The sequence below is a fragment of the Marmoricola endophyticus genome (assembly GCF_014644415.1).
In the GTDB taxonomy this organism is placed as follows: domain Bacteria; phylum Actinomycetota; class Actinomycetes; order Propionibacteriales; family Nocardioidaceae; genus Marmoricola; species Marmoricola endophyticus.
On the sequence record NZ_BMKQ01000001.1, the window covers coordinates 2,637,596 to 2,661,635 of the forward strand.

Annotated in this window: 19 protein-coding genes; 12 read left to right on the top strand and 7 right to left on the bottom strand. The window is 72.4% G+C overall.

Annotation, left to right across the window (positions count from 1 at the left end; genetic code table 11):
• Positions 1–111: 111 nt before the first annotated feature.
• Positions 112–717: a cytidylate kinase-like family protein gene (locus IEX42_RS12955; protein ID WP_188780141.1), complete on the bottom strand. Its 606-nt coding sequence runs from the start codon at positions 715–717 to the stop codon at positions 112–114.
• A 119-nt stretch (positions 718–836) separates the two neighbouring features.
• Between IEX42_RS12955 and smpB the strand changes: the two genes are divergently transcribed.
• From smpB to IEX42_RS12975, 4 genes are all read left to right on the top strand, one after another.
• Positions 837–1,352 carry an SsrA-binding protein SmpB gene (gene smpB, locus IEX42_RS12960; RefSeq protein ID WP_188780142.1) on the top strand — a complete coding sequence of 172 codons (516 nt, stop codon included), beginning with the start codon at positions 837–839 and terminating at the stop codon, positions 1,350–1,352.
• Between the two features lie 154 nt (positions 1,353–1,506).
• Entirely contained in the window at positions 1,507–1,788 is a 282-nt protein-coding gene (locus IEX42_RS12965) for a pyrophosphorylase (RefSeq protein WP_188779502.1), read from the top strand.
• A gap of 115 nt (positions 1,789–1,903) precedes the next feature.
• Entirely contained in the window at positions 1,904–7,342 is a 5,439-nt protein-coding gene (locus IEX42_RS12970; protein WP_188780143.1) for a DUF6531 domain-containing protein, read from the top strand.
• Between the two features lie 40 nt (positions 7,343–7,382).
• The gene (locus IEX42_RS12975) at positions 7,383–8,276 is read left to right on the top strand and encodes a hypothetical protein (RefSeq protein WP_188780144.1); all 894 of its coding nucleotides are present in this window, start codon (positions 7,383–7,385) and stop codon (positions 8,274–8,276) included.
• Positions 8,277–8,279: 3 nt separating this feature from the next.
• On the opposite strand, the gene IEX42_RS12980 is transcribed toward IEX42_RS12975, so the two are convergent.
• Both IEX42_RS12980 and IEX42_RS12985 read right to left on the bottom strand, forming a co-directional pair.
• Positions 8,280–8,822 carry a GNAT family N-acetyltransferase gene (locus IEX42_RS12980; protein WP_188780145.1) on the bottom strand — a complete coding sequence of 181 codons (543 nt, stop codon included), beginning with the start codon at positions 8,820–8,822 and terminating at the stop codon, positions 8,280–8,282.
• A gap of 103 nt (positions 8,823–8,925) precedes the next feature.
• Complete coding sequence (locus IEX42_RS12985; RefSeq protein WP_188780146.1) at positions 8,926–10,098, bottom strand: acyl-CoA dehydrogenase family protein; 1,173 nt, start codon at positions 10,096–10,098, stop codon at positions 8,926–8,928.
• Positions 10,099–10,172: 74 nt separating this feature from the next.
• On the opposite strand from IEX42_RS12985, the gene IEX42_RS12990 reads away from it, so the two are divergent.
• The 4 genes from IEX42_RS12990 to IEX42_RS13005 all read left to right on the top strand — a co-directional run bounded on the left by IEX42_RS12990 (position 10,173) and on the right by IEX42_RS13005 (position 14,096).
• Positions 10,173–10,859, top strand: coding sequence for a TetR/AcrR family transcriptional regulator (locus IEX42_RS12990; protein ID WP_229660846.1), 687 nt, complete (start codon positions 10,173–10,175; stop codon positions 10,857–10,859).
• 40 nt (positions 10,860–10,899) lie between these two features.
• Positions 10,900–11,913, top strand: coding sequence for an MBL fold metallo-hydrolase (locus IEX42_RS12995; RefSeq protein ID WP_229660847.1), 1,014 nt, complete (start codon positions 10,900–10,902; stop codon positions 11,911–11,913).
• Positions 11,914–11,966: 53 nt separating this feature from the next.
• Positions 11,967–12,779 (top strand): class I SAM-dependent methyltransferase, encoded by an 813-nt coding sequence (locus IEX42_RS13000; RefSeq protein WP_188780148.1) that lies wholly within the window; start codon positions 11,967–11,969, stop codon positions 12,777–12,779.
• 132 nt (positions 12,780–12,911) lie between these two features.
• Positions 12,912–14,096 carry an NAD(P)/FAD-dependent oxidoreductase gene (locus tag IEX42_RS13005; protein WP_188780149.1) on the top strand — a complete coding sequence of 395 codons (1,185 nt, stop codon included), beginning with the start codon at positions 12,912–12,914 and terminating at the stop codon, positions 14,094–14,096.
• On the opposite strand, the gene IEX42_RS13010 is transcribed toward IEX42_RS13005, so the two are convergent.
• Together IEX42_RS13010 and IEX42_RS13015 are read right to left on the bottom strand one after the other, a co-directional pair.
• Complete coding sequence (locus IEX42_RS13010; RefSeq protein WP_188780150.1) at positions 14,093–14,860, bottom strand: alpha/beta fold hydrolase; 768 nt, start codon at positions 14,858–14,860, stop codon at positions 14,093–14,095. The two genes, IEX42_RS13005 and IEX42_RS13010, sit on opposite strands and share 4 nt — an antisense overlap.
• Positions 14,860–15,660, bottom strand: a complete 801-nt coding sequence (locus IEX42_RS13015; RefSeq protein WP_188780151.1) for an SDR family NAD(P)-dependent oxidoreductase — start codon at positions 15,658–15,660, stop codon at positions 14,860–14,862. Before IEX42_RS13015 ends, IEX42_RS13010 begins: the two co-directional genes overlap by 1 nt.
• A gap of 137 nt (positions 15,661–15,797) precedes the next feature.
• Between IEX42_RS13015 and IEX42_RS13020 the strand changes: the two genes are divergently transcribed.
• From IEX42_RS13020 to IEX42_RS13030, 3 genes are all read left to right on the top strand, one after another.
• Complete coding sequence (locus tag IEX42_RS13020; protein WP_229660848.1) at positions 15,798–16,865, top strand: phosphatase PAP2 family protein; 1,068 nt, start codon at positions 15,798–15,800, stop codon at positions 16,863–16,865.
• A 187-nt stretch (positions 16,866–17,052) separates the two neighbouring features.
• Positions 17,053–18,498, top strand: a complete 1,446-nt coding sequence (locus IEX42_RS13025) for a C40 family peptidase (RefSeq protein WP_188780152.1) — start codon at positions 17,053–17,055, stop codon at positions 18,496–18,498.
• An 89-nt stretch (positions 18,499–18,587) separates the two neighbouring features.
• Positions 18,588–20,576 carry an acyl-CoA dehydrogenase family protein gene (locus tag IEX42_RS13030; protein ID WP_188780153.1) on the top strand — a complete coding sequence of 663 codons (1,989 nt, stop codon included), beginning with the start codon at positions 18,588–18,590 and terminating at the stop codon, positions 20,574–20,576.
• A 93-nt stretch (positions 20,577–20,669) separates the two neighbouring features.
• Here the strand turns inward: IEX42_RS13030 and IEX42_RS13035 are convergent, their stop codons facing one another.
• Both IEX42_RS13035 and IEX42_RS13040 read right to left on the bottom strand, forming a co-directional pair.
• The gene (locus IEX42_RS13035) at positions 20,670–21,638 is read right to left on the bottom strand and encodes an aldo/keto reductase (RefSeq protein WP_188780154.1); all 969 of its coding nucleotides are present in this window, start codon (positions 21,636–21,638) and stop codon (positions 20,670–20,672) included.
• A gap of 28 nt (positions 21,639–21,666) precedes the next feature.
• Positions 21,667–22,188: an inorganic diphosphatase gene (locus tag IEX42_RS13040; protein WP_444543241.1), complete on the bottom strand. Its 522-nt coding sequence runs from the start codon at positions 22,186–22,188 to the stop codon at positions 21,667–21,669.
• Positions 22,189–22,320: 132 nt separating this feature from the next.
• Here IEX42_RS13040 and dacB point away from each other — a divergent pair, with 132 nt between their 5' ends.
• Positions 22,321–23,964 (top strand): D-alanyl-D-alanine carboxypeptidase/D-alanyl-D-alanine endopeptidase, encoded by a 1,644-nt coding sequence (dacB, locus tag IEX42_RS13045; protein WP_188780155.1) that lies wholly within the window; start codon positions 22,321–22,323, stop codon positions 23,962–23,964.
• Positions 23,965–24,040: the final 76 nt, after the last annotated feature.

Genomic DNA, 24,040 nt, shown 5'->3' on the forward strand with positions numbered 1-24,040 from the left:
CGGGAAGATTTGGTTGGACGTCCTACTAAATCTCCACCCAGAGTACGTGCTACCGGTGCGTACGCCGACCCGGCAGTGCGCGGCGCGCTGCGCGCACCGACCGCGCAGCCGTCACTTCGTCGCGGCGAGCACCATCAGGTCCACCGCGCGCGCCCAGTCGACCCTGACCGTGTCGATCACGAGGTCGTAGAACGCGGGATCGGCGGAGTCGGCGCGGTAGAAGTGCTTGACGTAGCCCGAGCGCAGCTTGTCGTTCGTGCGCAGCTGGGCGGCGGCGTCCTCGGCGCTGATCCCGTGCTGACGCACCGCCGCCGCGATCCGGCCCTCGGGGGCGCCGTCGAGGCGGACGTGCAGCGCATCCGGCCGGTCGGCGAGGACGACGGCGCCGGCGTGGCCGAGGATCACCGCACCGGTCTCGTCGGCCGTACGCCGCAGCTGCGCCTCGGTCGCCGCGATCAGCTCGCGCTCGCCGGTGCCGTGACCGTCGGCCAGCGTCGGTGGCAGCCCGCCGAGCGGCGACATCCAGGCGAAGGCGTCCCACAGTCGGCTGCCGGTGTCCTCGGCGACGGCGGTCGCCTCCTCGACGGAGACGCCGAGCTCGTCGGCCACGGCGACCGGGATGGCGCGGTCCACGAACGGCAGGTCGAGCCGCTGGGCCACCTGCGGGCCCAGCTCGCTCCCGCCGGCGGCGTACGACGCCGAGATGGTGACGATCATTCCCCTCACCCCCTGGTCCACTTGACGGTAGCGCCGCCGGCCGGCTCGTGCACCCGTCGAGGCTGCGTCCGACGGAATCCGGGTGCCGGGTGCGCCGCGCGCCTGAGACGATCGGGTGCGTGAAGAGCGAGCAGCGGGAGCTGGTGGTGGCGCGCAACAAGAAGGCGCGCCACGACTACCAGGTGCTCGACACGTACGAGGCCGGGCTCGTGCTGGTCGGCGACGAGGTGAAGTCGCTGCGCATGGGGCGGGCGTCGCTGGTCGACGGGTTCGTCGACGTCGACGCCGGTGAGGCCTGGCTGCACCAGGTGCAGATCCCCCCGTACTCCCAGAGCTCGCGGATGCCCGGTGGCGGCCGGCCCGGGCGCCGTGGTGATCTCAGCGAGTGGTCACGCCGCAAGCGCAAGCTGCTGCTGCACCGCAAGGAGATCGAGGACATCGAGCGGCAGGTGGGGGAGAAGGGGCTGACGGTGGTGCCGCTGAGCCTGTACTTCTCCGGCGGACGCGCGAAGGTCGAGATCGCGGTCGCGCGCGGGAAGCGCGACTGGGACAAGCGCCAGACGCTGCGCGCCCGCGACGCCGACCGCGAGGCCGAGCAGGCGGTCAGCCGCCGGCTCAAGGGGATGCGGGACTGAGGGCTCCACGCGCTGCGGCGCCGGTGCCGCTCGTCACCGAGGAGTGAGATTGATCTCCTCGGTGGAGGTTTGACCGGGCGACCGAGTGGGAAGGATGCCCTCCACAGACGTTCGACCGGATTCGCCCTGCGGGGCGTGGAGGAGGTTTCATCCCATGACTCGTGTGCTGTCGACCCCGGAGGCCAAGACGGCCATTCAGCAGCTGCGGACGCTGATCACCGGTGGGTTCACCGACCAGATCACGCAGATGGACGCGCAGGGCAAGACGCTGTCGGACCCGAACGTGTGGGACGGGCCGCTGGCGGAGAAGTTCCGGTCCTCGACGTGGCCGGAGACCCGTTCGGCGCTGGACAAGGCGAAGCAGGAGCTGGAGGAGCTGCGTACCCAGCTGGACCAGATCTCGCAGAACATCATGTCCGCCGGCGGCGGTTCCTGAGTCGTTCCGTACGACTTCTCCGGTTCCCCGCGCCCGAGTACGTGGCGCGGGGGAGCGGGGTGGACGTGCGGGCCGAGCAGGCCGGCAGACCACGCGAGCACGATGAGGAGACGTCATGGGTGACCCGATGCACGGCATCGAGGAGGATGTTCCGTTCGACTTCGAGGCGGCCTCCTCGTTGATCAGCGCGGCGCGGAACGCGGCCACCTCGGTGGACACCCACCGGATCTCGCACGCGTCGTGGGTCAACAACACGATGACCGACTTCAAGGGTCACTTCTCGCAGCTGTTCAAGTCCAACGGCGAGACCGCCGACCGGGACGCGATCGAGCTCGCCTCGGCGCTGCGCTCCGTGGTCACCGGCGTCGGCAAGCTCGTCGACGACGCCCGCGCCGAGCAGGGGCGGCGCAACGACGCCCGGGAGTGGAAACGCCACCACGACAACCGGTCCGGCTGGGAGCAGTTCGGCGACTGGCTCTCGGGCGGTGACGACTGCCCGATCCCCGAGGCGACCGAGCAGCTGCGCTGGGCCGCGCCGACGCCGTCGCAGGCACCGCGGACGACGCCCGGCCCGGGCTCGTACTCCGGTGGGGGAGCCGGGACCGGGACCTCGTCGGCGCGACCCAGCGACCTGCACACCTTCGCGACGAACATGAACGGCGCCCAGGACACGCTCTCGACGCGCAAGGGGACCTTCACCACCGCACTGACGACCTTCGTGCAGGGCTGCCAGTGGGGCTCGCTGGACGCCAGCGGGGTGAGCACCGGCTTCACCTCCTGGGTCACCGCCAACCAGAACGACTCCCGGTGGGCGAAGACGGTCGGCGACGCGTTCGCGGCCGCCGGTGGGGAGGGCAACGTCTCCTCGTTGCCGAACTCCTCGATCGACCAGTCGCTGCGGGCAGCCGGGGTCAACGAGGTCCGCTCCGACATCACCATCGCCATGCCGTCGGCGATCGGGTCGCCGCCCACCACCGGCTACGCCAACGACCCGGTGAACACCGCGACGGGCAACTTCGTGGAGATCGAGTCCGACCTCGAGTTCTCCGTCGCGGCGGGCGACCTGTGCTGGCGGCGGTCCTACAATTCGGTGCACGACCACGACGGGCCGTTCGGTCGTGGCTGGTCGAGCTGGTGCGAGACCGGGTTGTCGTTCGCCGACGACGCGGCGTACTTCACCTTGCCCGACGGCCGACAGCTGACCTTCCCGCGGCTCGGGGAGGGGTGGGACCGGGCCGAGGGAGAGTCGCTGTGGCTGTCCCGCGTGGACGAGCACCTGGTGGTCACCGACAACGCCGGAAGCCGCTGGGCCCACACCACCGGTGGCCGGCTGGTCTTCGTGGACCGGGGCGAGGGCACGCGGGTGGCCTTGCGCTGGGACGGGGACCGGCTGGTCGGGCTCTCCCACGAGCGCGGGCGGTCGATCAGCCTGGAGTGGTCCCGGGACGGGGTCGCAGACGGTGCGCGGATCGTGGCGGTGCACGCCTCGGACGGCCGCAGCATCGCCTACGGCTACGACGCCGACGGTTTCCTCGTCTCGGCCACCGGCCCGCTGGGCACCCGCCGCTACGCGTGGAACGACGACGACGTGCGCCGGATCGCGAGCGTCAGCGACGCCGACGGTGTGGTCGAGGTGGAGAACGTCTACGACGAGCACGGGCGCGTCGTCTCGCAGCGCTCGCCGCACGGGCGGGTGACGCGGTTCGCCTACCTGCCGGACCGGATCACGGTCGTCTCCGACGAGGACGGCACCCGGGCCAACACCTGGATCGCGGACGCGAAGGGCCGCCAGGTCGGAGTCATCGACGCCCACGACGAGCGGCAGTCCACGGCGTACGACAGGCACGGCAACGTCGTCATGGTGACCGAGCGCGACGGCCGGGTCACCATCCGCGACTTCGACGACCGGGGCCGGATGACCCGCGAGGTGGTGCCCGACGGGGCCGACATCGCCTACGCCTACGACGAGGTCGACCGCCTGGTCCGCGTCGAGGTCACCGGTGGCGCCACGGACGTGGCGGACAGTGCTCCGGTCGCGGTCAGCACGCTGGCGTACGCAGGCGAGGACCGCGACCCGTCGACGATCACCGACCCGGAGGGTGGGGTGACCCGGCTGGAGTGGTCGGGCGGCCTGCTGTCCCGCATGGTCGACCCGGAGGGCGTCAGCCTCCAGCTCGAGTACGACGAGCACGGCGAGCTGGTCGCGACGACCGACGGCACGGGCGCGACGGCGCGGCTGGAGCGGGACGGCGCGGGCAACATCGTCGCGACCGTCAGCCCGACCGGCGCCAGGGTGAGCTTCGAGTACGACGACGCCAGCGGCCTGGCCGTCCGGCGTACCGACCCCGACGGCTCGGTGTGGACCCTCGAGCACACCGCGGCCGGCCGCCTGCACGCGGTCGTCGACCCGCTGGGTGGGCGCACCGAGGTGGAGCACGACGAGGCGGGGGAGAGCGCGGTGACCGTCGACCCGCTGGGTCGTGCGGTGCGTCGGGGCTTCGACGACCTGGGCCGGCTGCGTTCGGTCACCCTGCCCGACGGCTCGCGGTGGACGTTCGAGCACGACGCGCTGGGGCGCCTGACCGACGTCGCCGACCCGGCGGGCGCGACGACCCACGCCGAGTACGACGTGGTCGGCCGCGTGGTCGCCGTCGAGGACCCGACCGGGGCTCGACGTGAGCTGACCCGTCCCGCGCCGGGAGCCTCGAACCCCTGGGCCGAGGGCGACGTGCCCGGCGTCCGCTTCGACGTCGACACCCTCGGGCGGCTGGTCTCGCAGACCGGTCGCGACGGCTCGACCCAACTGGTGCGTTACGACCTGTGCGGCCGCCCGGTCGAGACCGTCGACCCGCTCGGCGGCGTGACCAGGCTGGTCCGCGACCGCTCCGGCCGGCTCACCACCGTGGTCCGGCCCTCGGGCGCGGAGGTGTCCTACGCCTACGACGCCGCCGGCCGGCTGGAGGCCGTGACGGACGAGACGGGAGCGCGCTACCGGCGCACCTACGACCTCGACGGCCGGGTCGTGCGCGAGGTGGGGCCGACGGGGGAGGCCACGGAGATCCGCTACGACACCTGCGGCCGCGTGGTCGCCCGCCGGGTGCCCGGGGTCGGTACCACGACGTACGCCTACGACGCCGCCGGCCGCCTGGTCGAGTCGCGCGACCCGCGGTCGGGGCGGCGCCGGTTCCGCTGGGACGCTGCGGGACAGCTCGTGGCGGCTGTGGACGGCAACGGCGCCGAGACGACGTACAGCTTCGACGAGGTGGGCCGGCGCACGCAGATCACCTCGGCCGTCGGCGGGTTGACGCGGCGCGAGTACGACCGCGTCGGCAACCTGGTCGCCGAGACCGACCCGCTCGGGCGGCGCACCACCGCGGAGTACGACGCCGCCGGTCGCCAGACCGCGCAGAGCGACCCGTCCGGCGCGCGGATGGAGTGGCGCTACGACGAGCGCGGCGAGCTGGAGTCGACGTGGGTCGACGGGGTGGAGCGCTCGCGCATCGAGCGCGACGGTGCCCGCCGCGAGATCCGCGTGACCGACCGCTCCGGACCAGGTGGCACGACCTCGACCCACGTGCTCACCTACGACGCGGCGGGCCGCCTGGTCTCCCGCACGCGCGACGACCGCGGGCCTGCGTGGGAGTACGACGCCGACGGCAACCGGGTCGCGATGACGATGCCGGGCGGCGCCCGGGTCGAGTACGTCAACGACGCCGCCGGCCGGGTGCTGCGCGTCGCGCACCCGCTGCTGGGCGCCGTCTCGGTCGAGCGCGATGCCGCGGGCCGCGTGGTCACGGCGAGCGCCGGCGACCAGGTCCAGCGGTGGACCTGGACCGACGGGTTCCCCAGCGGCTGCGAGAGCGACGGGCGTCGGACCACTGTCGAGCGCGACGACCAGGGCCGCATCGTGTCGGTCAGCACGGCCGACGCCGCGACGACGTACTCCTTCGACGAGGCCTGCCAGCTGGTCGCCGCCTCGACCCGCACCGACGAGGGCGAGGAGGTCGTCCGCTGGCGCTACGACGCCGCCGGCCGGCTCGTGAGCGAGACCGTGACCGGTGCGCAGGGGCAGGCCTCGCGCGAGCTGGTCCACGACCTGGCCGGGCAGCTGCTCTCCACCCGCGTCCGTGGCGAGGAGGTCGCGTCGTACACCTACGACGCCAACGGTCGTCGGGTCCGCGAGCAGCGGGCCGACGGGTCGTCCACCGACTACTCCTGGCGCGCCGACGGCTGGCTGGCCGCGGTGGGCATGACCGACCCGTCCGGCGTGCGCAGCCAGGTCGACGTCGTCGTCGACACCTCGGGGGAGCTCGCGCGCGTGAGCGCCGCCGACGGTCTCTCGGGAGAGGCGTACGCCGACTCCGCGAGCCGGTGGGCCCCGCTGCTGGCGCTCGCCGGTGAGCAGGTGCTCGGCGCGCCCGGGTTCACCGGGCACCTCGGTACGGGAGCGGCCGGCGGCTGGCAGGCGCACGGGTGGCGCGACGCCCGCACCACCGGGGCCGACCCGTGGTCGCTCCTCACCCAGGCACCCGCGCTCGGCGCGGCGATCGCCGCGACCGGCGAGCTGCTGCTCGGCGGCGCGGAGTGGATGGGCGCGCGGCTCTACGAGCCCTCGACCCGCAGCTTCCTCTCCCCCGACCCGCTGGCGCCCACGGCGGGCGCGGGCTGGGCGGGCAACCCGTACGCCTTCGCCGGCAACGACCCGCTGCACGCGCTGGACCCGCTCGGCCTGCACCCGGTGACCGACGCGGAGCTCGAGGAGTACAACGCCAGCAACGGGCTCAGCGGGTGGGCCACCAACGGATGGGGTGCCTGGGTCATCGGTGGGCTGCTCGTCGTCGGCGGCGGCATCGCCATGGCGACAGGCTTCGGTGGCCCGCTCGGGCTCGCGATGGTCTCGGCGGGGGCCGACACCTTGATCCAGAAGGCGACCACGGGCACGGTCAACTACGGGCAGGTGCTCGTCTCGGGAACTGTCGGGGCCCTCACCGGAGGCGCGGGATCCTTGGTCACCCTCGGCGCGCGCGAGGCGGGGTGGTCGGTGGCGAGGACCACGGCCACGCAGATGGTCACCCAGGGCACGCTCGGTGCGGCCGGCGGCGGGGCGCACTACATGGCCGGTGGCGGCGAGTTCGGCGACCGCGGGTTCTGGGGCTCCGTCGCCGGTGGCGGCATCGCCGGAAGCCTCGGCGCAGCCGGCGACGGCGCGGGCAGCGCGGTCGCGACCCACCTGCTGGGCGATACCGCGGAGGGCGCCGGCGCCACGGCCATCCGCCAGGGCACCGCAGCGGCGGTCGACTTCACCGCCGGTTCGACGGGCAGCGTGGCCGACCAGTACGTCTCCACCGGCCACGTCGACGCCCAGCAGGCCGCTCTGGCCGGCGGGAGCACCACGGTCGCCAACCGCGTGGGTGCGGGGTTGGAGAACCGCTTCCCCGCGGAGTTCCACGACCCGAGCGCGGGCGGCGACGTGTTCGACATCCACCACGGCGCGACGGGGTCCGGGGCCGTCGTCCAGATGGTCACGGACGAGGCAGCCAAGCACGTCCCGTGAGCACCACGGCTGCCACGACGCGGCGATATCGTTGGTCGCCGTGACGAGCCTGCCGCCCGGCGTGACCCGCTACCCGCGATCAGCGGGTCGCGTCGGTCGCCCGTTCCACCCGGTGTTCGACCCCGCCCTGGTGGCGGTCGTGGTCGTCGGCGGGCTGGTGCTGGCGCTGGCCGACTCGGTCCCCGTGCGCACGGTGCTCCTCGCCCTGGGAGTCGGCCTGGTGCTGCCGCCGCTGACGTGGGCACTGCACTGGCTGGTCCGCATCGTCGTGTGCGTCGCGGCACTGGTCGTCGCTCTCGCCATCGACTCCTCGGTGCATCTGCTCGGCGCCACCGCGGTGTTCTTCTGGATCATCTGCGTCTTCTCGGGGTTGATCGTGCTCAGCGGCCTGGTTCAGCGTCGCCGGCGTCTGCAGCGGCTGGCCTCGGCCGAGGGGGCTCCGCCCTCCGGTCGTGACCCGGGCTCGAGCGACGCCGGCTTCATGGCGACCTGGGACGACGCCGACTACGACTACGAGATGGCCGACCCCGACCTCGAGACCGTGCTCGACGCCGTACGCGCCCTCGACGGGCGCGAGCGGACGTACGTCTCCGTCTTCCGCGGACGAGGACGGCTCGACGTCGGCGGGGACGCGCGGACCGACCTGGTGGTCCAGCACACCCGCAACCGGGTGGTCTGGGGGACCGTGTGCGACCCCACCCAGCCGGACCCGGTCGAGGACAAGGCCGCCCGGACCGGCACGCGGACGTCGGTGGTCTACGGCAGGCAGTCGATGACCGTCCACCGGTACCGCCTGACCACGCTGGCCTGGGCCGAGCAGGCCGTGCGCGTCTGGGTGACGACCGGCGAGCGCGACCAGACGCTGCCGTGGTGGGACTCCTCGGCCAACTGGCCGGCGCCGCGTCCGGTGCTGTTCAAGGCGACGGGCGGCTGAGCCTCAGCGCATGGTCGCGGCCAGGGTCTGCGCGTCGAGATCACGGTCGGCGTAGACGAGACGGACGGCGTCGGCGTCGGGGTTGCCCGCGTCCGGCCCGCGGTGGACGAGGTCCAGACCGAGGCGCTCGGCCAGCCGGGCGGAGGCGTGGTTGTGCTCGAGGAGGTAGGCGACGACCGGGAGGTCCGGGCGTACCCGCGCTGCCTCTCCCAGTGCCGGGAGGCACGCCTCCGTGGCGTAGCCCCGACCGTGGAGCTCCGGTGCGAACCGGTAGCCGAGGTTCCAGAAGGCGTTGTGGCGCAGGGACACCCCGGCGTTGCCGATCACTCGCTCGGAGCCGCGCAGCCGGACCAGCCACGGCCCCAGCCCTTGCTCGGACCAGTCCCGACGCCAGGCGTCGAGCAGCTTGCGGGTCCTCTCAGGGTCGGCGAAGCGCGCGCTCGGGTAGTGCGTCCATGTCGCCGGGTCGGAGTAGATCCCGTGCAGCTCGGCGAGCTCGTCGTCGTACGAGGTCGGCGGCCGCAGGTCGAGCCGCCCGGTCAGCATGCCTTCACGCTAGCGCCACGAACTCACGGTGAGGCGTCGCGTGTACGCGACGCCTCACCAGCTCGCTCTCGCGAGGCGGCGCGAGTACGCGACGCCTCGCGGGTCAGCGGGCGGCGGTCAGCAGCTTGCGCGCCATCACCATGCGCTGGATCTGGTTGGTGCCCTCGTAGATCTGGGTGATCTTGGCGTCGCGCATCATCCGCTCCAGCGGGAAGTCCTGGGTGTAGCCGGCGCCGCCGAGCAGCTGGACGGCGTCGGTGGTGACCTCCATGGCGACGTCGGAGGCGAAGCACTTCGCGGCGGCACCGTGGAAGCCGAGGTCGGCGTCGTCGCGCTCGGACTTGGCGGCGGCGGCGTACACCAGGCCGCGTGCGGCCTCCACCTTCATCGCCATGTCGGCGAGCATGAACTGGACGCCCTGGAAGTCGGAGACGGCCCTCCCGAACTGCTGGCGCTCCAGCACGTACGACGTCGCCTGGTCCAGTGCGCCCTGGGCGATGCCGACGGCCTGGGCGCCGATGGTCACGCGGGTGTGGTCCAGGGTGCGCAGCGCCAGCGGCAGGCCGGTGCCGGGCTCGCCGATCATCCGGTCGGCGGGGATCCGGACGTCGTTGAAGATGAGCTCGCGGGTGGGGGAGCCCTTGATGCCGAGCTTGCGCTCCTTCTCACCGAAGCTGAAGCCCGCGTCGGACTTCTCGACGATGAACGCGCTGACGTGGTGGCCGCGCTTGGCGTCGGGGTCGGTGACCGCGAGGACGGTGTAGAACTCCGAGACGCCCGCGTTGGTGATCCACGCCTTCTGGCCGTTGAGGACCCACTCGTCGCCGTCCTGCTTCGCGCGGGTCTTCATCGAGGCGGTGTCCGAGCCCGCCTCGCGCTCGGACAGGCCGTAGGAGAATCCGCCCTTGCCCCGGGCCAGCGGGGTGAGGTACGTCGCCTTGAGCTCCTCGGACCCGCCGAGGATCAGCGGCATCGAGCCCAGCTTGTTCACCGCGGGGATGAGCGACGAGGTCGCGCAGACCCGGGCGACCTCCTCGATCACGATGCAGGTGGCCAGCGCGTCCGCGCCGACGCCGTCGTACTCCTCGGGGACGTGGGGCGCGTGGAAGTCGGACGCGGTCAGCGCGTCGTCGGCCTCCTGGGGGTAGCGCGCCTCGGCGTCGACCTCGGCGGCGTACGGCGCGATCTTGTCCTCGGCGAGCTGGCGGACGGCGGAGCGCAGCTCCTCGTGGTCCTCGCTGGTGCGGAAGAGGTCGAAGTGCTTGCCGGAGCCCATGATGCCGCTCTTTCCCGTTGGTGGTACTGAGTACGTTTCTGATGGTACTCAGTTCCACTGACAGGATCCACCTCGTGCCCTCCACCGATGCCAGCGTCGAGCAGCGCCTGCGGACCGCCGCGCTGGAGCTGTTCGCGGAGCAGGGGTACGACGCCACCACCGTCGAGGCGATCGCCGCGCGGGCCGGTGTCGGGCGTACGACGTTCTTCCGCACCTTCGACTCCAAGGAGGCCGCGGTCTTCCCCGACCACGAGCTGGTGCTCGAGGACGTGGCGGCCCGCCTGCGTGCCGCCGGGCCGGGCGGCTCCCGGGCCGCGGTGGTCGAGGCGGCGATGCTGGTGCTGTCGCACTACCTGGCCGACGGGGAGGTGGCGCGGACGCGCTACCGGCTGACCCGCACGATCCCCGCGCTGCGACAGCGCGAGATCGCCGGGCTGCACCGCTACCAGCGACTCTTCGGCGACTTCCTCAACGGACCGGGCGCCGACCTGGTCGGCGCCGCGCCGGACGCCGACGCCCGACAGCTGCGCGCGGAGGTGGCAGCCGCGGCGATCGTCACCACCCACAACCACGTGCTCCGTCGCTGGCTGCGGCACGACCTGGACGACCCGTCGCCGGTTCTCGAGCGGGCGCTCGACGACGTCGTCGACGCCATCGCGGTCCGCCCCGCTGAGCAGCGGGCCGCGGTGCTGGTGGTCCGCAGCCGGGCGGACCTGGACGCGGCGCTGCCGGAGATCCGGCGGGTGCTCGGCGACCCGTAGCCCGCACGGCCGGGGGCGCGCCGGGCGGTACGGTCCGCTCGTGGCCGACCTCAGCTGGACCGAACCGGGCGCCTACCCCGTCAGCGACGGTGTCTGGAGGATCCCGCTCCCGCTGCCGATGGACGGGCTGCGGGCCGTCAACGTCTACGTCCTCGAGACCGAGGAGGGTCTCGTCCTGATCGACGGCGGCTGGGCGATCCCCGAGGCGCGCGAGCAGCTGGTCGACTCGCTGCGCCAGGCCGGCCACGCGCTGAGCGACATCCGCCGCTTCCTCGTCACCCACGTGCACCGCGACCACTACACGCAGGCGGTCGCGCTGCGCCAGGAGGTCGGCGCCCACGTCTCGCTCGGGATCGGCGAGAAGCCGTCGCTGGACCTGCTCAACGCCGCCGAGTCGGTGGGCGACAACGACGTACGACGTCTGCGCCGCGCCGGCGCGCACGAGCTGGACTTGCCGTGGACCGACACGCGCGGGGAGCGCCCCCCGGTGGAGTACTACGACTACCCGGACGCCTGGCTGGAAGCGTCGAGCCGGGTCGACCTGGGCGGCCGCGAGCTCGACGTCGTCCCCACCCCGGGGCACACGCAGGGCCACGTCGTCTTCGCCGACACCGGCGGCGGGCTGCTCTTCGCCGGCGACCACGTCCTGCCGCAGATCACGCCCTCGATCGGGTTCGAGCCGGCCTGGGTGCAGCAGCCGCTGCGAGACTTCCTCGACTCGCTGCGCAGGGTGCGCGAGCTCCCTGACCTGCGTCTGCTCCCGGCCCACGGGCCGGTGACGGACTCCTCGTACGCCCGGGTCGACGAGCTCCTGGCCTTCCACGACGAGCGCCTGGCCGACACGCTGGCCGCGGCGCGAGGCGGGGCTCGTACCGGCTGGGAGGTCGCGCAGGAGCTCCCGTGGACCAGGCGCCGGAGGCGAGCGGTCGACCTGACGCCGTTCGACCAGGTGCTGGCGGCCTTCGAGACGCTCTCGCACCTGGAGCTGCTGGTGCTGCGAGGCCAGCTGGCGCGCGGCGAGGAGGACGGGGTCGCGGTCTTCGCCCCCGTGTGAGAAAGCAGACCGTTCCTGGTCGTCGATGCCCGCCCGGAGTACGCCTGGGAGGCATGACGACCACTCGGGACAGCGCGACTGACCAGACCTGGCTGTGGGACACCGGACGGTACGAACCGACCGGCGAGGACCTGCTGCCGTACGGCGAGGAGGTGGTGCGTCGCGCGGCGCCCCGCCCCGGCGAGCACGCCCTCGACGTGGGGACGGGCACCGGCAACCTCGCCCTGCTGTGCGCCGAGGCCGGAGCGCGGACGACCGGGCTGGACCTGGCCTCGCGCCTCCTCGGCGTCGCCCGCGACCGCGCCGCCGAGCGCGGCGTGGCGCCGACCTGGTTGCACGCCGACGCCCAGGCGATGCCGCTGCTCGACGAGGATGTCGACGTCGCGGTGTCGGTCTCCGCGCTGGTGCTCGTCCCCGACGCGCCGCGCAGCGCGGCTGAGCTGTTGCGCGTGCTCAAGCCCGGCGGGCGGGCCGTCATCGGGGGCTGGGACTGGGGCGAGAAGCCGCTCTTCCCGCCCGAGGTGATGGACGTGATGCGCGAGGTGCTCGCCGACAACCCGATGGCCGACGCGATGGACGAGGACCCCGGCTGGTTCGGCGAGGACCGCGTGCGCCGACTCTTCGCCGACCTGCCCGTCGACGTGCGCACCGAGACGATGCCGTACCGCATCGGCCGGGTCGCCGAGTCGGACACCGCTGCTGCGGACTTCTTCGCCGACCACCCCGTCGGCGTCGCCGCCCGCGACCGCCTCGGCGACGAGCGCTGGGGCGAGGTGCAGCAGCAGATGAGCGACTTCCTCTCCCACGACGACGGCAGCGTCTTCGTCGAGCAGACCGCGCTGATCACCACGATCACCAAGCACTGAGCGTGGGTCGATGGGTCTCGACCCTTCGACAAGCTCAGGACAGGCCGAGCTCGACCACCGGAGGTCGAGCTTGTCGAGACCCGGCTCGGGTGACCCCCGCGTGAGGTGACCGCGAGCGGGTACGACGTACCCATGCGGTACGACTACGACTACCTGATCATCGGCGGCGGGATGGTGGCCGACGCGGCCGCCAAGGGGATCCGCGAGCGTGACGAGAGCGGCACCATCGGGATCGTCGGCGAGGAGCCGACCGCACCGTTCCCGCGGCCGGCCCTGTCGAAGAAGCTGTGGACCGACCCGGACTTCGACAAGGAGTCCGCGGCCCTGGCGACCGCGGACGAGACCGGGGCGACGCTGCACCTCGAGACCCGGGCCACCTCGCTGGACCGCGAGGCCAAAGTGGTCGGCACGGTTGGCGGTGACGAGTTCGGCTATGGGCAGCTGTTGCTGGCCACCGGCGGGCACCCCCGCCGCCTCGACGGGCTGGAAGCCAGCGACAGGGTGCTGTACTACCGCACCCTGACCGACTACGACCGGCTGCGCGAGCTGGCCGCCGGCGGCCCCGACGTCGCTGTCGTGGGCGGCGGCTACATCGGCAGCGAGGTCGCGGCTGCGCTGGTCCAGAACGGCGCCACTGTGACCGTCTACCACCCTGGCGAGCGGCTGCTGGACCACATGCTGCCGGACAGCATCACCGCCGACCTGGAGAAGGCCTTTACCGACGCCGGCGTGACCTTGCGGGCCGGCGTCAAGGTCGAGGGCGGGGAGAGCGGTGACGGCTCGGTCACGCTGCGGCTCGACGACGGCTCCTCGGTCGAGGCCGACGTCGCGGTGGTCGGACTGGGCATCGAGGCCTCCGACGCTCTCGCGCGCGCGGGCGGTCTCGAGGTCGCCGAGGGTGGCGGCGTCGTGGTCGACGAGCGCCTGCACACCTCCGACCCCGCCGTCCTCGCCGCCGGCGACGTCGCGCAGTACCCGGACCGGATCCTCGGCCGGCGCCGCGTCGAGCACGTGGACAACGCCGACCAGATGGGCGCCGTCGTGGGCCGGATCCTGGCCGGGTCGGACGAGACGTACGACCACACGCCGATGTTCTACTCCGACCTCTTCGACTACGGCTACGAGGCAGTCGGCACGCTCGACGCGTCGCTGGAGACGGTGGTCGTGGACAAGGGCGAGGGCAACGCGGTCGTGTACTACGTCGACGACGAAGAGGTCGTCGGCGTGCTGCTGTGGGGCGTCTGGGACTCCACCGACGCCGCGCGCGAGGTCTTGGCGCGGCACTCGCGTCCCACGTCGTTCGACGGCCTGATCTAGACCCTCAGCCGCTCGAGGCACTCGGCGACGGCACCGGGCGCCTCGAGCGCGGTGAGGTGACCGACCGCCGGCAGCACTATGTACGTCGTGTCCTCGTCTGCGCGCAGCCGCAGCATCTCCTCGCCCCGCTCCGGGGGCGTGGCCTCGTCCTCGGCGCCGAAGACCAGCAGCACCCGACCGGTGAAGGCGCGCAGCGTCGATGCGGTGTCCTCGCGAGCGGCGATAGCGCGGGCCATCCAGGCCACGCCTGCCGGATCGGCACGCGCGAGGACGGAGATCAGCTCGTCGCGCAGACCGGGTTGATCGCGGTGGGCCGTGGCGCCGAGCCCCTCGTCGGCGCTGCCCGCCACGGCGTCGGTCGACCCGCTGCGCTCCACCTCCACGGCCGTACGACGGCGCTCGTCGGGGTCGTCGGGCGCGATGACGCGGGTGGTCGTGCTGCCGAGTGCCAGCGCGGCCACCCGCTTGGGGAAGAGACCGGCCAGCGCGAGCGCGGCGTACCCGCCGGTCGAGACGCCGAAAACCGTGGCGGTCTCGATCCCCAGGTGGTCCAGCACGTCCCGGACCCCGTCGGCGACCGCGGTCATGGACGGCACCGAGGCCGGGACGGGGCTTGCGCCCAGCCCCGGCAGGTCCACGGTGACGACCCGCCAGCGGTCGGTCGCCAGCGGGACCAGTCGCCGCCACATCCGCGAGCTCAGCGGGAAGGCGTGCAGCAGGACCAGGTCGGGCCCGGCGCCCCCGTGGTCGACGTGGTTCAGCATCAGATGGTCGCCACGGACCCCGAGTCGACCCGGTAGTTCGAGCCGTTGACGAAGCTCGCGAGGTCCGAGCACAAGAAGGCGACGACTGCGGCGGCCTCCTCCGGCTCGCCACGGCGCTTGAGCTCCATGTAGGGCCGCTCCTCGTCGAGGAAGCTCTCCACCGCCTCGTCGAAGCTCGTGCCGAGCTCGTCCGAGCGCTTGTCCATCATCGCGTCGGTCATCGGCGTGTGGATGAAGGCAGGGGAGACGCAGTTGACGAGCAGCCCCTCGGCCGCATAGGTGCGCGAGAGGCCCTTGGCGAAGGCGAGCACCCCGGCCTTGGCCGCGCAGTAGGGCAGCTCGTCGTCGTACGGCTGGAGGGCGTCCTCCGACGTCAGGTAGACGATCCGTCCCCACCCCCCGCGGCGTAGTGCGGGGAGGAAGGCCCGGGTGAGGCGGACCGGTGCGAGCAGGTCGGTGGTGAGGGTGTCCACCCAGCCGGCGTCGTCGATCTCGTGGAACAGTCCCTGCGCTCCGGTGACACCGGCGGACTGCACCAGGACGTCGATGTCGCCGACCTCCTCGGCGACTCTCTGCTGCAGCTTCTGGATCGCCTCGAGGTCGTCGAGATCGGCGGCGAAGGCGAAGAGCTTCCCCTTCGGCGCACCGAGGTCGGCCGCCGCCGAGTCGAGGCTGTCCTGGTCGACGTCGCTGAGCACGACGGTGACCCCCTCGTCGAGGAGCAGCCGGGCGGTGTGCCAGCCGATGCCGGAGTCGCCGCCGGTGACCAGTGCTGTACGTCCGGAGATGTTCAGGTCCATGAAGTGCCCTTCGTCGGGAGCAGGGTGGGAGACGGGCGATACCCCGACTGCGTACGCTCACGCCCCTCCTTCGGTGTGGCCGGCACGTTCGAGGGCTCTCAGTGCCCTCTCAACCGCGACTGCCTACAATCCCTCGGGTGAAGCGGCGCGCGTGGGGACTCCTGGTCTTCAACGCCGTCGTGATGGTCGCGCTGGCGGTGATCTGCTCGATCTCGCTGGGCATCCCGCTGCGCGACCCGGACGGCTTCCTCGGGCCGAGCTGGCTGCGGCTGCCGCTCCTGGTCGGGGGCGCGTTCCTGGTGGACGTGATCCCCCGGACGCTGTGGCGCTCGCGGTTCAGACCCGTGGAGTTCAAGCGTCAGGCACAGCTGATCGTCCGCGAGCACTGGACCTGGGACCGGATCAAGCTGGTCGCCATCGGGCTGGTCAGCTTCTACGCGGTCTACGTCTGCTACCGGAACCTCAAGAACATGCTGCCGTTCATCCGCAGCGAGAACGGCAAGCCGGTCACGTACGACAACACGCTGCACTCGCTGGACCAGTGGCTGCTGTTCGGCCACGACCCGTCGGTGATCCTGCACGACGTGCTGGGCACCGGGCCCTCGGCGTACGTCCTGTCCTGGGTCTACCTCGCGTTCTTGCCGATGGTGCCGGTCGTCGTCATCGCCTGGGTGGTCTGGTCGCGCAACGTCAGCTTCGGCTACTGGTTCGTCACCGCGGACTGCCTGGCGTGGACGCTGGGCACGCTGAGCTACTACCTCGTCCCCACTCTCGGGCCGAACTTCGCCTTCCCGTTCCTCTACAACGACCTGCCGGACACGGGCACCAGGGACCTCGCGAACTCGTTGTTCGACGGCCGGGCCGCGTCGCGCTTCAACCCGCTGTTCGAGGGCGTGCAGTCGGTCGCCGGCTTCGCCTCGCTGCACGTCGGGATCACGCTGACCGTCGCCTTGGTGGCGCAGTACACCGTCCGCAGCCGGCTGATCAAGACCGTGCTCTGGGTCTACTTCGTGCTCGTCGTGCTCTCGACGACGTACTTCGGCTGGCACTACATCGCCGACGACATCGCCGGCGCCGCGATCGCGATCGTCTCGGTCTACCTCGGTGCCCTGGCCACGGGGCAGAAGTTCGACAGACGGGGGCGCAGCTCCCATCCCACGACGACCACGAGTGCCGTACCGGTCGAGGAGCGCGCCGAGGCCTGAGCCTCGCCGGCGGCCCGTTGCCGCTGTCCCACCGACCTCATCCGAGTTCGGTGGAAATGTCTTTTTTGCGATGTGCGTGAATTACATCGTTGTGGTACGTCAAGGCGACACGCCGTTGCTGTTGAACATTTCTGTGAAAGATGTTCGCATTGTGGCGCTTGATGTGCCACGAGACAGGAGTTCCTCGGTGAAACGACCATCTAGGGCGGCCCTCGCCGCCGCGGCCGCTCTGGCGGTGCTGCTCCCCGCAGCCCCGCCGGCGTTGGCCGACTCGAACGATCCACCGCCGTCCCAGCAGGACGTCTCCCAGGCCCAGCAGCGCGTTGTGGGGAAGCAGCGCGACGTGGCGGCCATCCAGGCGGACCTCGCTCAGGCCAACGACGACCTGAACCGTACGGGCGTCGCGGCCGAGATCGCGGCGGAGCGCTACAACGCGGCGAGCTGGAAGCTCGGCCAGGCCAAGTCCGACCTCGCCGCGGCCCGCGCCGCGGAGCGGTCGGCGACGAAGAAGGCCACCGACCAGCGCGACGACATGGCTCGGATGCTCACGCAGAGCTACCGCAGCAGCGCCACGCTGGACCGGATGCAGGCGCTGACCTCCGGCGACGGTGCCGAGAAGCTGATGGACCGCTACGGCGCGGTCTCCGGCGCGGGCGCCAGCATGGACCACACCTACGACCAGTACGTCGCGACCCGGCAGGCCGCGGCGAAGGCGCGGGTCACGGCGGCGGACGCCAAGCGGGAGGCCGAGCAGCTCACCGAGATGGCCCGCAGCACCCGCGACGCGGCGCAGCAGGTCGTGGCGAAGGCCCAGGCGCGCAACGACGCCATCGCCGCGCGGCAGTCGCAGCTGATGGACGAGCTGGCCCAGGCCCAGGGGGTCTCCCGGCAGCTCGCCGAGCAGCGGCAGGCGGCGCTCGAGGCCAAGGCGCAGGCGGCTCACGAGGCCGAGCTGCAGCGTCAGGCCGACGAGCAGGCCGCTCAGGAGAAGGCGGCGGCAGAGAAGGCGGCCCAGGAGAAGGCGGCCCAGGAGAAGGCCGATCGCGAGAAGACTCAGGGCTCGACCGGTGGGGAAGCCGGTCGCAGCGACGGGTCCGACGGCGACGGGTCCGACGAGGGCACCAGCAGTGGTGACGACGCGGGACAGGGCGAGACGTCCCCGACGCCGACACCCACTCCGACGCCGACCCCGACGCCGACTCCGAAGCCGACTCCGAAGCCGACTCCGAAGCCGACTCCGAAGCCCAAGCCGGCTCCGAAGCCGTCGTCGGGGCGCAGCGTGAACGCGATGATCGCGTTCGCCAAGGCCCAGATCGGTGACCCGTACCGGTGGGCGGCCACCGGGCCGTCGTCCTGGGACTGCAGCGGGCTGACGATGAAGGCGTGGGCCGCGGGCGGGAAGTCGATCCCGCGCAACTCCGCAGCGCAGTACGCCGCCATCGAGCACATCTCCCGCAGCGAGCTCGAGCCCGGGGACCTGGTGTTCTGGGGCAGCAGCCCCGGCGGCATCCACCACGTCGCCATCTACATCGGCGACAACGAGATCCTGCACGCACCGCGCACCGGTCGGGACGTCGAGATCGACTCGATCGACTACTGGATCCCGCCGAACTACTTCGGCCGGGTGAGCTGAGCCGCAGCACCCCCTCAGGGCGGACGCCCCCACTCGCAGGTCACCTGCGGGTGGGGGCGTCGTACGACTGCGTGCGGCACGATGGAGCCATGGCCGACCCGGCGAGCGCGCCTCGCATCGACGTCCCCGAGCTGACCGCCTTCCTCGACGGGCACTACGCCGACATCCGGCAGCTGACCCGCAAGCACCTCGCCGAGCACCCGGAGGTGCTGCGCGACCAGATCGAGATGGACCCGGACGACTTCCGCGAGCGCGTGCTCGAGGTGGTCCAAGAGTTCGCCGCCACCGGGATGCTCGGCGTCGGCTTCCCGGAGGAGTACGGCGGTGGTGGCGACATCGGCGCCTCGATCGCCGGGTTCGAGACCCTCGCGCTCGGGGACCTCTCGGTGCTGGTGAAGGTGGGTGTGCAGTTCGGGCTCTTCGGCGGCGCGATCCTGCACCTGGGCAGCCGTGCGCACCACGAGGCGTACCTCCCCGACCTGGTCTCGGGGAAGCTGCTCGGCTGCTTCGCGATGACCGAGTCCGGGCACGGGTCGGACGTCCAGCAGCTGGGGACGACCGCGACGTACGACCCGGAGGCGGGGGAGTTCGTGCTGTCCACGCCGTACGACCTCGCCCGCAAGGACTACATCGGCAACGCCGCCTGCCACGCCCACGCCGCCGTCGTCTTCGCGCAGCTGGTGATCAAGGGCGAGTCCGAGGGCGTGCACGCGTTCGTGGTCCCGATCCGTGACGAGGCGGGCAAGGTCCTCCCCGGAGTGCGGATCGAGGACGACGGCGCCAAGATGGGGCTGAGCGGTGTCGACAACGGACGGATCTGGTTCGACGGCGTGCGGGTGCCGCGGGCGAACCTGCTCAACCGCTACGCCGACGTCAGTGACGGCGGCGAGTACTCCTCCGACATCGAGAACCGCTCCCGCCGCTTCTTCACCATGCTCGGCACCCTGGTCCAGGGCCGGGTGTCCGTCGGCGGGGCCGGGATCAACGCCGCCAAGGTGGCGCTGGTGCTGGCCGTGCGCTACTCGCTGATGCGACGCCAGTTCGGTGACCCGTCGGCCGACGAGGAGGAGCTGCTGCTCGACTACGGCATGCACCAGCGGCGGCTGTTCCCGCGGCTGGCGCGGACGTACGCCATGCACTTCGCCCAGGAGACGCTGGTCGCCGAGCTGCACGAGGTGTTCTCGACCCAGGCACCGGTCGGGGACGAGGCGGCCGAGCACCGGCGCCGCGCGCTCGAGTCGCGGGCGGCGGGCACCAAGGCGATGGGCACCTGGCTGGCGACCGACGTGATCCAGGAGTGCCGCGAGGCGTGCGGTGGCAACGGCTACCTCGCGGCGAACCGGTTCGCCGCCCTCAAGGCCGACACCGACGTCTTCACCACCTTCGAGGGCGACAACCACGTCCTGCTGCAGCTGGTGGCCAAGGGGCTGCTGACCGACTACCAGTCCAACTTCGAGGAGCTCGACCAGCTCGGGATGGTGCGGTTCGTCAGCGAGCTGGCGGTCGAGACGGTCGTCGAGCGGACGTCGGCCCACACGCTGCTCGAGCGGGTGAAGGACTGGCTGCCGGGCTCCGACGACCCCGCCGACGACGAGTCGGGGCTGCGCGACCCGTCGTACCACCTGGCCATGCTGCGCTGGCGTGAGGAGCACCTGATCTCCGGCGCCGCCCGACGCCTCAAGCGCGGCATGGACCGCAAGATGCCACCGGTCGTGGTGTTCAGCCGCGTGCAGGACCACGTCATCGCCTGCGCGCGGGCCAGCGTGGAGCGTGAGGTGCTGGAGACCTTCGTGGCGAAGCTCGAGGAGCTGCCCGGGGACAGCGCCCACCGTGTGGCGATGACGTTGCTGTGCGACCTGTACGCGCTCTCGGTGATCGAGGACGACAAGGGCTGGTTCATGGAGCACGGCCGGTTGACCGCCGAGCGCTCCAAGGCGGTCACCCGCGAGATCGGCCGGCTGTGCCGTCGGATCCGCCCGATCGCGCTGGACCTCGTGAACGCGTTCGGCATCCCCGAGGAGCTGCTGCAGGCCGAGATGCTCGTACCGCTGTCGGGGATGCCCGAGCACGACGGCTGACCGGGCACCTCACGCACGCTCTCGGCCGCCGAGCGGGCACTTCGTGCACCCGGTCGGCGTCCTGAAGCGTGCTCGAACTGCCCGGTGGGCGGGCTACCGGCCGAGCCGCTCCTTGACCGCGTCGAGGACGGTACGGCCGGCGCCGACCGGGGTGAAGTCGCGGGCGGCGTCGCTCAGCGCCGTCATCGCCGACTCGTCGAGGTCCAGCTCGGCGGCGGCCACGTTGGACTCCAGCTGCTCGATGCTCGACGCGCCGGGGATCGCGACGACCTGGGGGAGGTTCACCAGCCAGGCGAGGGCCACCTGCGACGGCGTCGTGCCGATCGTGCCGGCGACGTCGCGGAGGACGTCGAGCAGCGGCTGGGCGCGGGCGAGGTTCGCCGTGCCGAACAGCGGGTTGGTCCGGCGTACGTCGCGAGGACGGTTCTCGGGGCCGTACTTCCCGCCCAGCAGGCCCTGGGCCAGCGGGCTGTACGCGATCACCAGCCGGTTCTCGGCCTGCGCGAACGGGACCATGTCCTCCAGCGGCCCGGCGTTCGCCAGCGAGAAGCTGACCTGGTTGGAGACCACGGGGCGCCCCAGCGCCGAGTCGGCCTTCTGCCAGCGTTCGAGGGAGTAGTTGGAGACGCCCGCCGCGCCGATGGTGCCGTCGTCGAGCAGGGTCTTCATCCCCGGCATGATCACCGAGTCCGGGACGACCGGGTTGGGCTGGTGCACCTGGTAGAGCGGGATCCGCCTGACTCCGAGCCGCTTGGCGCTCGCTCGGGCACGGTTGACGACGACCTTGGGGAACGGCGCCACCGGCATGATCTTGGAGGCCAGCGCCACCTCGTCGCGCCGCTCGCCGAGGGCCGCACCGAGGATCCGCTCGCTCTTGCCGAAGCCGTACGCCTCGGCGGTGTCGAAGAGCGTCACGCCCAGCTCGAGCGCGCGCGCGACGATGTCACGCGCCGTCCGGTCGGCGTAGTCGTCGCCGTAGCCCCACTCTCGGGAGCCGAACTGCCAGGTGCCGAGGCCGATCCTGCTGACCGGGCCGACGCCGTCGATGTCGAGGGTCCTCATGACGACGGCGTACCCGATCGGGAGGCGATCAGTCGTCGAGCGGCGGGGGCGGCTGGTGACCGTCGCGCTCGAACGAGGCGCGGACCTCGGCCTCGGCCTGCGGTCGACCCACCCACTCCGCACCCTCGACGGACTTGCCGGGCTCCAGGTCCTTGTAGACCTCGAAGAAGTGCTGGATCTCGAGCCGGTCGAACTTCGAGACGTGGCTGATGTCGCGCAGGTGCTCCTGGCGCGGGTCGCTGACCGGCACGCAGAGGACCTTGTCGTCACCGCCCTTCTCGTCGGTCATCCGGAACATCCCGATCGCGCGGGCGCGGATCAGGCAGCCGGGGAAGGTCGGCTCGGGCAGCAGGACGAGCGCGTCCAGCGGGTCGCCGTCCTGGCCGAGGGTGTCCTCGATGTAGCCGTAGTCGGCGGGGTACTGCGTGGAGGTGAACAGCGTCCGGTCCAGACGCAGCCGACCGCTGTGGTGGTCGACCTCGTACTTGTTGCGCTGCCCCTTGGGGATCTCCACCAGGACGTCGAACTCCAGCTCCACGGCTGTCTCCACCTCTCCTCCAGGCCCCGCTCGGGGCCTGCGACGATCACGTTCCGCGCGCGCCGGGCCGGACGGTGCCGGTGGCCGCGCGCTGGTCAGTCTCGCGCACAATGGCACGGGCGCGTCCAGTGGAGGGGGTATCTCGTGGCCGACAGTGGTGCAGACCACGCTCGCTCGGACGAGCCCGCGGGGTCCCAGGGGTCCCAGGCGCCGCAGGCGCCCGACGACGCGACCGACCGGCCGTTCCCGGCCAAGGGCAAGCGGCGGGCCCGTCGCGCGGAGCGCCGCGAGGCCAAGCACCAGGCGCGAGCGGCTCGTACGCCCACGCGGCGCAGCCGGTGGTGGCTGCTGCCGGAGGCGCTGGTCCTGCTGCTCGTCGTCGGTGCCGGGCTGGCGTGGCACTTCCGGCTCGGCGACAAGCTGGGGATCAGCAGCCCGGACCCCCTGACCGAGCCGGCGGCCGTACGCCCGCCCGCGGGCCTCGACCTGCCGCGCACCGCCCCGGCGCGTGCCGTCGCGGCGGGGCAGGACGACGGGGACGCGTCCGCCGCCCGCCTGAAGCAGGCGCTGGACCCGCTGCTCGGCGACCGGCGCCTGGGGCGGGTGACGGTACGAGTGGCGGACCTGTCGTCGGGGCGCGTGGTCTACCAGCGCGGTGACCAGCCGTTCACGCCCGCCTCGACCACCAAGCTCCTCACCTCGACGGCCGCGCTGCAGGCGATCGGTCCGGGCAAGCGGTTCGCGACCCGGGTCGAGCAGGAGCCCGCGGCGTCCGGCACCCCTGCGCGGCTGACGCTGGTCGGCGGAGGCGACCCGTTCCTCGCCTCCGGCACGCCCGAGGCGGGGACGTACCCCCACTACGCGGACGTCGGGACGCTGGCGCGCCGTACGGCCGCCGCGCTGAAGCAGGGCGGGACCACCCGCGTCACGCTCGGCTACGACGACAGCCTCTTCACCGGGCCGCGGGTCGACCCGTCGTGGGAGTCCTCGTACGTCCCGGAGGGCGTCGTCCCCCCGATCTCGGCGCTGTGGGTCGACGAGGGGCGCAGCCCTGCCGGCGGGTACGTCGACGACCCGAGCGCACGTGCCGCCACGGTGTTCCGTCAGGCCCTGGGTGCCGCGGGCATCACGGTGTCCGGGGACGTACGACGCCAGCCGGCGAGCCAGGGGGCGACCGAGGTGGCCCGCGTCGAGTCCCCGCCGCTGGGCCAGATCGTGTCGCGACTGCTGCTGGTCAGCGACAACAACGCCGCCGAGGTGGTCTCCCACCAGGTGGGGCTGGCGGAGGGGACGGGCGGCTCCTTCAGCGGCGGCGCGAAGGCCGTGATCCAGGTGCTCGGCAGGCTGGGTGTGCCGACCGCCGGGCTGAGGCTCCTCGACGGCTCCGGCCTGTCGCGCGGCAACCTGATCTCGCCGGAGACGATGGTCGGGGTGCTCCGTACGGCCGCCTCGGACGACCACCCGACGCTGCGCGAGGTGGTGACCGGGCTGCCGGTGGCCGGGTTCACGGGCTCGCTGACCGACCGCTTCGACACCGGCCCGGCCGCGGGACGCGGGCGGGTGCACGCCAAGACCGGCACGCTGACCGGCGTCCACGGGCTGGCCGGCATCGCGACCGACCTCTCCGGCGACGTGCTGGCCTTCGTCGCCATCGCCGACCGGGTCCCCGAGGCCGACCAGCTCTTCGCCCGGCAGCGGATCGACCAGGTCGCCGCCGCGATCGGTGCCTGCCGGTGCGGTACGTCTGCCACGCCCTCGGCCTCGCCTTCCCCGTCGGCCTCTGGCTGAGGTCGCCGTTCGGCTGGCGGTGGTCTCGACGTCCTCCCTCGCAGGGCTCGGTTCGGGCTCGACCACCTCGAGCTGT